Source organism: Pseudomonas sp. B6(2017) (genome assembly GCF_002112765.1).
Lineage (GTDB): Bacteria > Pseudomonadota > Gammaproteobacteria > Pseudomonadales > Pseudomonadaceae > Aquipseudomonas > Aquipseudomonas piscis.
Genome location: NZ_NEIQ01000006.1, coordinates 23,895 through 35,237 on the forward strand (window position 1 = coordinate 23,895; position 11,343 = coordinate 35,237).

Annotated in this window: 12 protein-coding genes; 7 read left to right on the top strand and 5 right to left on the bottom strand. The window is 63.6% G+C overall.

The window, feature by feature from the left end; all coding sequences use genetic code 11:
- Positions 1 to 224 precede the first annotated feature (224 nt).
- The 7 genes from CAG11_RS11355 to CAG11_RS11385 all read left to right on the top strand — a co-directional run bounded on the left by CAG11_RS11355 (position 225) and on the right by CAG11_RS11385 (position 6,602).
- Positions 225 to 947 carry an Imm52 family immunity protein gene (locus CAG11_RS11355; RefSeq protein ID WP_085596379.1) on the top strand — a complete coding sequence of 241 codons (723 nt, stop codon included), beginning with the start codon at positions 225 to 227 and terminating at the stop codon, positions 945 to 947.
- 184 nt (positions 948 to 1,131) lie between these two features.
- Positions 1,132 to 1,566, top strand: coding sequence for a GNAT family N-acetyltransferase (locus CAG11_RS11360; protein ID WP_085596380.1), 435 nt, complete (start codon positions 1,132 to 1,134; stop codon positions 1,564 to 1,566).
- Between the two features lie 56 nt (positions 1,567 to 1,622).
- Positions 1,623 to 1,991 carry a copper homeostasis periplasmic binding protein CopC gene (copC, locus tag CAG11_RS11365; RefSeq protein WP_085596381.1) on the top strand — a complete coding sequence of 123 codons (369 nt, stop codon included), beginning with the start codon at positions 1,623 to 1,625 and terminating at the stop codon, positions 1,989 to 1,991.
- Positions 1,992 to 1,994: 3 nt separating this feature from the next.
- Positions 1,995 to 2,849: a copper homeostasis membrane protein CopD gene (gene copD, locus CAG11_RS11370; RefSeq protein ID WP_085596382.1), complete on the top strand. Its 855-nt coding sequence runs from the start codon at positions 1,995 to 1,997 to the stop codon at positions 2,847 to 2,849.
- Between the two features lie 231 nt (positions 2,850 to 3,080).
- On the top strand, positions 3,081 to 4,058 hold the full coding sequence (locus CAG11_RS11375) for a helix-turn-helix domain-containing protein (RefSeq protein ID WP_158091413.1): 978 nt from the start codon (positions 3,081 to 3,083) through the stop codon (positions 4,056 to 4,058).
- Positions 4,059 to 4,254: 196 nt separating this feature from the next.
- Positions 4,255 to 5,259 (top strand): phosphotransferase enzyme family protein, encoded by a 1,005-nt coding sequence (locus tag CAG11_RS11380; RefSeq protein WP_158091414.1) that lies wholly within the window; start codon positions 4,255 to 4,257, stop codon positions 5,257 to 5,259.
- A 32-nt stretch (positions 5,260 to 5,291) separates the two neighbouring features.
- The gene (locus tag CAG11_RS11385; protein ID WP_085596385.1) at positions 5,292 to 6,602 is read left to right on the top strand and encodes an aspartate aminotransferase family protein; all 1,311 of its coding nucleotides are present in this window, start codon (positions 5,292 to 5,294) and stop codon (positions 6,600 to 6,602) included.
- A gap of 106 nt (positions 6,603 to 6,708) precedes the next feature.
- On the opposite strand, the gene mnmH is transcribed toward CAG11_RS11385, so the two are convergent.
- The 5 genes from mnmH to CAG11_RS11410 all read right to left on the bottom strand — a co-directional run bounded on the left by mnmH (position 6,709) and on the right by CAG11_RS11410 (position 11,316).
- Entirely contained in the window at positions 6,709 to 7,806 is a 1,098-nt protein-coding gene (mnmH, locus tag CAG11_RS11390; RefSeq protein WP_085596386.1) for a tRNA 2-selenouridine(34) synthase MnmH, read from the bottom strand.
- Positions 7,806 to 8,840: a selenide, water dikinase SelD gene (gene selD / locus CAG11_RS11395; protein WP_085596387.1), complete on the bottom strand. Its 1,035-nt coding sequence runs from the start codon at positions 8,838 to 8,840 to the stop codon at positions 7,806 to 7,808. The genes mnmH and selD overlap by 1 nt, the downstream gene beginning before the upstream one ends.
- Before the next feature lie 43 nt (positions 8,841 to 8,883).
- Positions 8,884 to 9,249: a DUF4440 domain-containing protein gene (locus tag CAG11_RS11400; protein ID WP_085596388.1), complete on the bottom strand. Its 366-nt coding sequence runs from the start codon at positions 9,247 to 9,249 to the stop codon at positions 8,884 to 8,886.
- A gap of 101 nt (positions 9,250 to 9,350) precedes the next feature.
- Entirely contained in the window at positions 9,351 to 10,325 is a 975-nt protein-coding gene (locus tag CAG11_RS11405; protein ID WP_158091415.1) for a PAS domain-containing protein, read from the bottom strand.
- Positions 10,326 to 11,100: 775 nt separating this feature from the next.
- A complete protein-coding gene (locus tag CAG11_RS11410) occupies positions 11,101 to 11,316 on the bottom strand; it encodes a hypothetical protein (RefSeq protein ID WP_085653195.1) in 216 nt (71 codons plus the stop codon).
- Positions 11,317 to 11,343: the final 27 nt, after the last annotated feature.

Consider the following 11,343-nt stretch of genomic DNA (forward strand, 5'->3'; position numbering starts at 1 on the left):
GCTTGCTTGCCCGCTAGAAACAACACAGATCACCGGTGCCAGTGCCATGCCTGCATAAACGTGGCGACTGATTCATGGGAACCACACCCTGCTCGCCTTTTCATGTTAAATCACGCCCTGGCGCAGCCCGCCCGTACCCTGGGCCGAGGAGACGACTCGCCGCCCAGCGATTCACGCGACAACGCTTTGCCCCAACAGGCAGGGAGCATCCTTACGGAGACCTCATGGACGAATTCAAGCGCTTCAATTTCAATTTGAGTTTCGACAGGCAGAAAATCGCTCAAGTCCCGGAGCACCTCCAGATCCAGAGAAGCCTTGGTTTCTTGCGCAAGATCGGCAGGATCGACCCCATCCTCAAGCACTGGTTCTTGTGCGCTGACAGCCGCAACAAGGGCCTGGAGCATGAGGTGCTGCTCGACGAAGCCAGTTTTGTCCGCGAAGTGCAGTCCTGGAAGGATGAGGACTTCGCCATCAATGACATGAGCTTTGTGCTCTGGAACGGGATATCCGACCCGCTCAAAGGCGGGCTTTCACTCAAGTACCACGCAAGGAACAGAGGTTCGCTGCCCACGGGCCTCGAGTTTTCCGATGCCGGGACCTTGGTCCGCTGCCTGCAAAATCCACGGCAAGGCTTGGTGGAGCTGATCAGCACGGCGCTTGAGTTCTGGCCGGAGATCGCCTGGGGCGTGGTGGCCCCCAACGCTTACTACCGCCGGCAACGAACCTTCGCAGACCGGCAAACCATCGGCTGGATCGGCTACTGCCCCCAGCCCTTGTCGGCGCAGGACTTCCCCCAGGTGGATGAACTGCGCCCAACCTCGACCCAAGGCAGCATCATCGTGACGTGCCCCGGGGTCATGGATGAAGGCAACGCACAACATCTAACGAAAACCGCAACGACCGACGCCAAGCTGGTCGAGCTGGGGCTCTTGCCCATGCGGCATTAAAGATGCCTTCGGGGTTTCGCTGGCCGGCCTGTTTGGGTAGGATCGGCCTCCCGCTCATTTGCAGCCGTCACTGCAGTGCTCCGTCCAAGCGTTGATTCGCGACACGGGCATACAGGTCTCTGCCCAAATGCCGGCCCTACCCTACCGCCGGCCATCTAATCAGTTACCAAGATGGATCATCCCCATGAAGATTCGCCCTCGCGTCGCTGCGGACGACGCCTTGCTTACCGCGCTCTGGGAGCGTTCGGTACGCGCCACCCATGACTTCATCAGCGAAGACGACATCCAGCGCCTCTACCCGCTGATACGTGACAGCTACCTGCCGGCCCTGCAAGTGCTGGTCTGGGAGAACCCCGATGCCACGCCCGGCGGCTTCATCGCCATTGGCGACGACACCGTGCAAATGCTGTTCATCGAACCGGCCCAGCGTGGCCAGGGCATCGGCCGCCAGTTGCTGGATCAGGTCCGGCAGCCGGGCCTGAAGGTCGATGTCAACGAGCAGAACCCCCAGGCCCACGGTTTCTACCGGCACTACGGGTTCGTCGACTACGGTCGCTCGCAAACCGATGGCGAAGGCAAGCCGTACCCCATCATCCACATGCAGTTGCAAGACGCTTGAACCAAACCGGCGCCCCAGCGGCGCCGGCTCCCTGGCTTTTCTAGAGGTAACCTGCCATGTCGTTGAAAACACTCTGCACCACCTCCGCCCTTCTCGCCTGCCTGCTGGCCACCGGCTCGGCGCTGGCCCACGCCCACCTGGAAACCACCACGCCCGCCGCCGACAGCAGCGCCAGCGCCCCCAGCGAACTGCGCCTGGAATTCAGCGAGGGCGTGGAAGCGGCCTTCACCAAGGTCGAGCTGAGCAAGGACGGCACCCCCGTCGCGCTCAAGGGCCTGGCCACCGAAGGCGCGGACAAGAAGACCCTGGTCGTCACCCCCGCCAGCGCTCCGCTGCCGGCCGGCAGCTACAAGGTGCAATGGCACGCGGTGTCGGTGGACACCCACAAGAGCGAAGGCAGCTACAGCTTCAAGGTGAGCCCGTAACCCGTGGCGTCATGGCTGGTGCTGTGCCGCTTCGTGCATTTCGCCGCGATCCTGACCCTGGTCGGGGCCTGGGGCTTGCGCCCGCTGCTGCTGGGCCGAGGCCATGAAGTCGTGCAGCGGCGGCTGGACCGCGTGGCCCGCGGGCTGACCCTGGTCGGGCTTGGCAGCGGCCTGGCCTGGTTACTGCTGATCAGCGCCAGCATGGCCGGTTCCTGGTCCGTCGCCCTGGACCCGGCGACGTTATGGCTGGTCCTGGGCAAGACGTTCTTCGGCCAGGTCTGGACCTGGCACCTGGCGCTCAACCTGGTGTTGCTGGGCCTGCTGCTGACACCCCTGGGCCGTTCCCTGCCGCTACGCCTGGGGCTGGCCGCCCTGCTCCTGGGCACCCTGGCCCCGGTGGGCCACGGCGCCATGTTCGATGGCCTCAAGGGGCAATTGCTGATTCTCAACCAGATCGTCCACCTGGGCTGCGTCGGCCTGTGGCTGGGCGGTTTGCTGGTATTGCTGATGGTCCTGCGCCAACCGCAGGCGTCCCTGGAGCCACTGTTGCGGCGCTTCAGCGGCGTGGGCTACGTGCTGGTGGCGGGCCTGCTGGCCAGCGGCCTGGTCAACGTACGGATGCTCACTGGCCAATGGTGGCCGACTCCGCTGTTCAGCGGTTTCGCCCTGGTGCTGTTGGTGAAAGCCCTGCTGGTGGTCGGCATGCTGGCCCTGGCCCTGTTCAATCGCTTGCGCACCCGGGGCTGCGACCAGCGCCTGGACAGCCTGCGCCGCAGCGTGGGCCTGGAGTGGTTGCTGGGCATCGCCGCCGTGGCGGCCGTCGCCTTGCTAGGCACCCTACCGCCGCTGCAAGCCTGAACCGCCTTTGTAGCCGCTGCCCAGCGCCGGCGGCGACCGGAACGCAGCGCCCGCAAGAGCAAGCACCGCGCTCATCCAGACAATACTCATCGGCCGGTTTGGCGAGGACTGCACCCTCGTGCGCAGCCTCGCGGGCTCGACAGCGGCTACCGGGTTTGCCAATTTTTGCTACCAGGCGTGGTGCCATCGGCGCTAGGTTGAGAAACCTTCTGCAGCGCCATGGGTGACGGCATGAACGATGAACCCGGTGTAGAGCAAGCGGTGCAGGTATGCAGCCATTCGACCAGTGATATCGATGAGCTGGCCTCCAGCGTCTGCGGCTGGGATCAGCGCTATGACCAACTCAGTCCTGGCCGTTACCACGGCAGCCTCACCGAATGCTGGATCGACGATATCCAGGTCATCCGCGAGCGCTCCAACCTCTGCCTGCACCAGATGGGCTACTCCTGGAGCGGTGCGCGGGTGTTCGGCATTCCCATGGTACAGTCCGGCGCGGCGCGCTTCGGCACCCAAGTCATCGAAGCCGCTGCGCCGGTCACTCTCGGACCAGGGCAGGAGCTGGACTATCGCACCCCGCCTACCCTCGACGTGATATCCATTGTGCTGAGCGCCGAAAAACTCTCGCAGCTGTCGCTCGCCCTCGACGGTTTCGACCTGGAGTCCGTCCTGGGCGGCAGCCATTGCCTGGCCAGCAACGCCCCCAGGCTCATGGAACTGCGCGCCTTGCTGCAAGCGCTGGCGCGGGTGTTCGAATTTGCCCCCGAACTGCTCGCCTACCCCGCCGTGCGCAAGGGCCTGCGCCATACATTGGTGACATCGTTGCTAGAAGCCTTCTCGCATCAGGACAACCGCTACGAGGGCAATCAACGGACACTCCAGCACAAGCTCATCGTCGAACGCGCCAAGCGATACATCCTCGAATCGCCCCAGGAACCGCCGACCATCGCCGAGCTGTGCGCCATGATCGGCGTGAGCCGGCGCACCCTGCAGACGTGCTTCCAGGAAATCATGGGCACCAATCCCGTCCACTACCTGCGTGCAGTGCGCTTGAACCAGGTACGCCGCGCGCTGCGGCAAAGTACGACACACAAGCCCAAGGTCCAGGACATCGCCTGCACCTGGGGATTCTGGCATCTGAGCAGCTTCACCGCGGACTACAAGCGGATGTTCGGCGAGCTGCCCTCGCAGACCCTGCACCGGCCGCGCTGAGCCCCACAGGACGATAGCGACCGTCCCGAGACAGGGCCATTGCCAGGCGCGCGCAAACTTGCCGATATCCGCTAACGCTCACCGATGCTCCATTTCATGATGGGAAGCGTTTGCAGTGCAGGCTTGGGCGCACCCTGGAACCTGCGGGTCCATGAGCGCCTCCAGCACCGCCCATGAAAATAACAAGGGGGCTTGCATGAATGCCGCCAATGAGTTTGTACGCAAGGACTACCTGACCCAAGTGGCGCGCATGGCTCTGCCGCGCTGGAACATCGCCCAGGACGCACAGTTGCATCTGCTCAGCCTGTCGGAGAACGCCATGTTCCTGGTGAGCTGCGACCATCGCCGCTGGGTGCTGCGGGTACATCGCCAGGGTTACCACAGCCTGGCTGCGGTCCGTTCCGAACTGGCCTGGATGCGCGCGCTGCGCGACGACGCTGGGATCGAAACGCCGATCGCCGTCTCCGGTACCGATCGCCAGTTGGTGCAGCAGGTGATGCTCGAGCCCGAGACAACGCCGAGGATGCTGGTGCTGTTCGACTTCATCCCGGGTTCCGCGCCCGAGCCGGACAACCTGCTCGACGCCTTCGGACAATTGGGAAGCATCACCGCGCGCATGCACCGGCACTCACGCCAATGGCAACGCCCGGCTTTTTTCCAACGCCAGGTCTGGGATTACCAGGGCGCTTTCGGCGATGCGCCGATCTGGGGCCACTGGCGCGCGGGGTTCAGCCCGCATGCACCAGGACTGGAGATCCTCGAGCAAGCCGAGCACCTGATGTGCCAGCACCTGGAGCGGTACGGCAAGGCTCCTGACCGCTTCGGCCTGATCCATACCGACTTTCGCCTGTCGAACCTGCTGGTCGACCAAGGCCGAGCCCGGGTCCTGGACTTCGATGACAGCGGCTTTGGCTGGTACCTGTACGACCTCGCTTCCTCGGTGACCTTTCTCGAGAACCATCCGGATATCGGGAAGATCATCGCAGCCTGGATCGACGGTTATCGCCAGGTCCAGACACTGGGCGAGGAACATCTGGCGCTGATCCCGACCCTGATGATGTTCCGCACGCTAGTCGTCCTGGGTTGGGCCGGCTCGCATCCTTGCACCGACCTCGCCCTGGAAATGCATGGGAGGTACAGCGCCAGCGCCGTCGAATTCGCCAGCAGATACCTCGCGGGGCGAGCCCTGCGCGGAATCTGACAACCCCGTTGCGTGCATCGCAGGAGATCACCATGACCGACGCCCCCGACCTGCTGGACCGCCGCCGCAAGACCATGGGCGCCGCGCCGCTGTTCTACGACGAGCCCCTGCATCTGGTCAGGGGACAAGGCGTGCACCTCTATGGGCAAGATGGCCGGCGCTACCTGGACTGCTACAACAATGTCCAGGTGGTCGGGCATTGCCACCCCAGGGTCAACGAAGCCATCGCCCGGCAGAACGACACCCTCAATGTCCATAGCCGCTACCTGACCCAGGGCATAGTCGACTACTCGCAGCGGCTGCTGGAGACCTTCGCCAACGGTCTTGACCAGGTGCTCTATACCTGCTCGGGCTCGGAAGCCAACGACCAGGCCCTGCGCATCGCCCGCACGCGTGGTTCGGGCCGAGGCATCATCTGCAGCAGCCATGCCTACCACGGCAACACGGCAGCGGTGGAGCAGGTCTCGCCCCTGATACACCGCAACCGGCACTGCTTCGATGAAGTCAGGAGCGTCCCCTTCCCGCAGATCTACCGGCCGCTGGGCGGGCTGGTGGGCGAAGCGCTGATCCAGGCCTACCTGGCGCAGATCGAGGATGAGATCGAGAGTTTCGACACGACGGGCGTGGGCCTGGCCGGCATGATCTTCTGTCCGATCTTCGCCAACGAGGGCCTGCCACGGATCCCGGCCACCTTGCTCGAACGTGCATGCGCCCTGGTCCGCGATGCGGGCGGCCTGGTCATCATCGATGAGGTCCAGGCGGGTTTCGGTCGCACCGGCAGCATGTGGGGCCACCAGGCCATGGGCATCACCGCCGATATCGTCACCCTGGGCAAACCCATGGGCAACGGCTATCCAGTGGCGGCCGTGGTCAGCCGGGGCGAACTGCTGGATGGCTTTCGCGACAAGACGTTCTATTTCAATACTTTCGCCGCCTCGCCGACAGCGGCAGCCGCGGCGATGGCAGTCCTGGATGTGATCGAAGACGAAGGGCTCATGGACAACGCACGCACCGTTGGCGCGCTGGTGCGCCGGGGGTTGGCCGAGCTTGCGGCAAAGCATGCGTTGATCGGTGATATCCGCGGCAAGGGATTATGGGTCGGCCTGGAACTGGTATCGGACCATGCCAGCCGGGAACCCGCCACTTGGGAGACCGGGCAATTGGTGGAGGCCCTCAGGCAACGGGGCATCCTGGTCAACCGAATCGGGCCGTTCGGCAATGTCTTGAAGATACGTCCGCCCCTGGTCTTCAAGACGGAACATGCCCAGGAGTTGCTGGCAGCCATCGAACAGAGCCTTGAGGTCCTTGAGGGCTCTGGCCAGGAACGCAAAGACGCCCTGTAGCGGCTATCGAGCGCCAGCGAGGCGGCGACCAGACGTGCAGCGCCCGCCAGAACGGGATCTTGCGAGGACTGCGTCCTCGGACGCAGCCTCGCAGGCTCGACAGCCGCTACAGAGGGCGGCGCTGGCGCAGGTAATCGAGCACTGCGGCCTGGTCGCCCACGAACTCGATCCGGGCGCCCTTGCTCTCGCGCTGGAAGGCGTACATCGGGTCGTAGTATTCGCTGAGCAGGCCCTGGATCCAGCCCCGGTGCAACTCCACCACGCCGCTGCGCTCCTGTTCGGCCAGGGCCTCCTGCATCAGCGCCAGCAACCGCTGGTGGCGCTCGCCGCCCAGGCGCTTGTGGATCTTGTTCAGGCTTTCCAGCAGGCGCTGGGCGAACAGCGCGAAACCCGGCTCGCCATGCACGGCCACGAACTCGGCGCACAGGTCCACCACGTAGTCCTGGAGAATCCGCTGCACCCGCTGGTCCAGGCGGTCCTCCAGCCAGATCATCGGCGCTAGCTGCATGCCCTGGTGCAGCGGCAGCGGCAACGCACAGCTGCCGATCATGCGGTTCTCGTCCTCGACGACGAAGCCCTGCACGCCACGCTCACGCTTCTTCAGCAGGTCCACCGCCAGGCGGTTCTCGAAGTCGATGTTGCTCGGCTGCCCGGTGGCGCGCCGGCCGAAACTGGAACCCCGGTGATTGGCATGGCCTTCCAGATCGAGGGCGTTGTCCAACTGCCCCAGAACCTGGGTCTTGCCGGTGCCGGTCATGCCTCCCAGCAGCACGAAGTCGCACTGCTGCATGGCCTGCTCCACGGTGTCCAGGAGAAAGGTCCGCATGGCCTTGTAGCCACCGCCCACCCGTGGGTAGTCGATGCCGGCCTCGTCGCGCAGCCACTGCTGGACGATCTGCGAACGCAAGCCGCCACGGAAACAGTAGAGCAAGCCATCGGGATGGGCCCGGGCGAAATCGGCCCAGGCCTGGATACGTTCGGCCTTGATCGCCCCGGACACCAATTGGTGCCCGAGGACGATCGCCGCCTGCTGGCCCTGCTGCTTGTAGCAGGTGCCGACCCGCTGGCGCTCCTGGTCGGTCATCAGCGGCAGGTTGAGCACCCCGGGAAAGGCGCCCTTGGTGAATTCGATCGGCGCACGGGTGTCCATCATCGGCCGGTCGTTGAGGAATATCTCGCGGTAATCGGTGTAGTCCAGGGACATCAGCACACCTCGACCGCGTGACTCTGTCGCTCCAACAGCTCGCCGATAGGCGCCAGTTCCAGGCCCAACTGCGCCGCCAGGGCAAGGAATTCGGCATTGCCTTCAGGCGTCACCGCCACCAGCAGGCCGCCGCTGGTCTGCGGATCGCACAGCACCCGCTTGTGCAGCTCCTGCACCCGCCCGACCTTGTCGGCGTAGCTGCTGTAGTTGCGCAGGGTGCCACCGGGCACGCAGCCCTGGTCCAGGTAGTACTCCACCCCGGGCAGGCGCGGCACCCGGTCATAGTGGATACGCGCGGTCAGGCCACTGCCATCGGCCATCTCCACCAGGTGCCCGAGCAGGCCGAAGCCGGTGATGTCGGTCATTGCGGTAACCGCCTCGAGCTTGCCGAAATGGCTGCCGGGCTTGTTCAAGGTGCACATCCAGTCCCGGGCCAGGCCAACGTCGGCATCGCGCAGCTTGCCCTTCTTCTCGGCGGTGGTGAGCACGCCGATCCCCAGGGGCTTGGTCAGGTACAGCAGGCAGCCGGCGGTGGCGGTGTCGTTGCGCTTCATGAAGCGTTTTTCCACCAGGCCGGTCACCGCCAGGCCGAAGATCGGCTCCGGGGCATCGATGGAGTGCCCGCCTGCCAGGGGAATGCCCGCCGCGTCGCACACCGAGCGCCCGCCGCGGATCACTTCACGGGCGACTTCCGGGGCCAGCACGTTCACCGGCCAGCCCAGGATGGCGATGGCCATCAAGGGATCGCCGCCCATGGCGTAGATATCGCTGATGGCGTTGGTGGCGGCAATCCGCCCGAAATCGAAGGGATCATCGACGATGGGCATGAAGAAGTCGGTGGTGGAAACCACCCCACGTTCACCGTCGATGGCGTAGACCGCCGCATCATCGCGCGAAGCGTTGCCGACCCACAGCTTGGGATCGAGGTTCTGCGCCCCGCTGCCGGCCAGGATGACCTCCAGGACCTGGGGGGAAATCTTGCAACCACAACCGGCTCCGTGGCTGTACTGGGTCAGGCGAATCGGCTCGCTCATGGGGCACCTCGTCAAGTCTGGGACGGGGATTCTAGCAGAGCCCTCACGCCCCTGGTCGCGGCGTCCCCTGGTGGAACAGCATCTGCCAGCGCCCTTCGCGGCAGCGCCACAGCGAGCTGCGCCAGGCACTGCAGGCGGCCCGCCCGGGCGCTGCGGCGTTATGGCACAGGTAGGTGGCCTGGGCCAGGTCGACTGCCAGCCGCTGCACGGTGAACTGCTCGATGTGCCGCTCGATAAACCACTCCTGCGGCAAGCTGGCGAGCACCTGGGCCTTGTCCCAGCGCCCGCCGCTGACGCCGAACTCGAGGAACTCATCGGCCAGCAAGGCATCCAGCGCCTGGCGATCACCGCGCACGTCGGCTTCCTGCAACCGACGTTCGAGCAGCAACAAGTGTTCGGACAGATTCATCTTTCCCCCGGGTATTGGCCATGCCTGGACAGCGGACTCTAGCATCCTCCCATCCAGGCATGATCGATGACCCAGCCCCCACACCGAACCCTGGCCCGTGCCTACTTGCCAGCCAATGAGAGCCTCAATGCCACCCGCAGCCCCTGCGCAGACCAGTTCCGCTCGATGCGCCCGCCAGCGACGATCGCTAGCTCATCGATCAGCTCGCAGCCATAGCCATAGCGAACCGGTGGGGCGGAAATCGCCGGCCCGCCCTTCTCCACCCAATCCAGGTTCAGCCAACCTTCCTGGCTGGCCCAACGTATGTCGACCCCGCCCTCGGCGATGCTGAGGGCGCCATGTTTCACCGAATTGGTCGCCAGCTCATGGAGCAGCAGCGCCAACAGGTTGGCCAGCGGCCCTGGGACGTGCTCGGCCGTACCGCTGAATCGGCATTGGCTGCCGAAAGGTTGCAGTACGGAACCGACAAAGGCCGCCATGTCCACAGCCTTGGCCCCCTCGCTATCCAGAACCAGGGTGTAGACCCTGGATAACGCCCGCAGCTTGTCGGCCGCAAGCTTGCCCAACCGGTCCAGGGCACCGGTGCTGCGGGCTTCCCTGTCAGCCATCATGACCACCGCATCGGCCACGGTGAAAAGATTCTTGATCCGGTGCAGCCTTTCACCCGTCAGCAGTTGTTCGCGCACCAGCGCCTGGTTCAGCTCCTGCTGCAGCAACACCTGTTCGGTCACGTCGCGAGACACGCACACGATGCTGTGCACCCGCCCCTGCCGATCAAGGGTGGGGGTCAGTACATTGTCCCAGTGGATGATCTTGCCGTGGGCATCGCTGTAGCCGGCAAAACGCGCGCAGAGCCCCGCCGCCGCCGAGGCCAGGGCCTCATGGGCAGCCTCGTGGGTCGCAGCAGGCAGCAGCGGTACCCAGGCCGTACCCCTGACCTGGGCCTGCGAGATCTGGAAGGCCACGCATCCGGCTTCACTCATGGCCAGGAGCACGCCATCGGGCGTCAGCACGTGGATGCAATCGCAAGAGGCATCCAGCATTGCCCGCTGTATATCGGCAACAGTGAGTTGCATGCCGGGAATTCCCTGCTTGTCCTGATCTTTCTGCATATACCTTGACTACCCGAACAGTGAACCTGGAGCAAAGCGCCAAGCTTTCACGCGACAGAAATATGACGAAGACTTTCCTGCAGCCAATCAATGTTCGAACAGCATTCACGGCATTTGCCGAAACTTGCTATAAGCAGCATTAATGTTGCCTGCCTGTAGTCCAGCCGATGAAACCACCACCTTCACTATAGTTAACCAATCCACCCCAAGGATATGGCGAGGGCAACTGAAAAACCGAATGAACACTCAAAAAAACTTATCCCGGAGTATCGAATAGCTCCAGGAGATGTCTCACCATCCAAATGCAGACTTGCATTTTTGACAGGCTACACCCGCCACAGAGCCATCCACGACAACTAAAATTCTTATATGTTGTCACTCGAAGTTCCCGAAAAACCCCTGGCCCGAGCACTTGATCGTTACAGGAAGACTTCGTGCACTTTAAAAATATGCGCTTTAAAAACATGCACTTTAAAAACAGCACCGAAAAGAGGGGGCATGGTGACGCCGGTATCGAGGTACCGACGATAACGGCCATCCGACGAGGCTGCCAGCCATGAAAATCCGCGTTCACAAGCAGGCGCGGAGCCTGGGGCCGTGCGGGCCGAAGCCTGGCTGGCCGGACTTTGTCCAAAGCAGGATCAGGCACGCCAACCCATATTCTGCGGGCGAGCATATTGCCGCTCTGCCAATAAGCGAATGAGTATTCGGGCCCTGTCTCTGGAACCGCTTGCAGCGATCAAATACTCAAATCCGACAATCGCTTGTCACGTCGCATCTGTGCCACCCACTTCATATCCTGGGCAGACTGTACCGAGAGTTGTCCTTCATCGAAGAGTCCATCGATATAACCATGGGCATAGGCCGCAGCCGCGCGGACCCGCATTGCATCAGGGGCATTAATTATCAGTTGCAGGACGGTCATGATCCTGACCTGACGCTGTTCATCACCCATGACTTCTATCCTGGCCACGCCCATGGC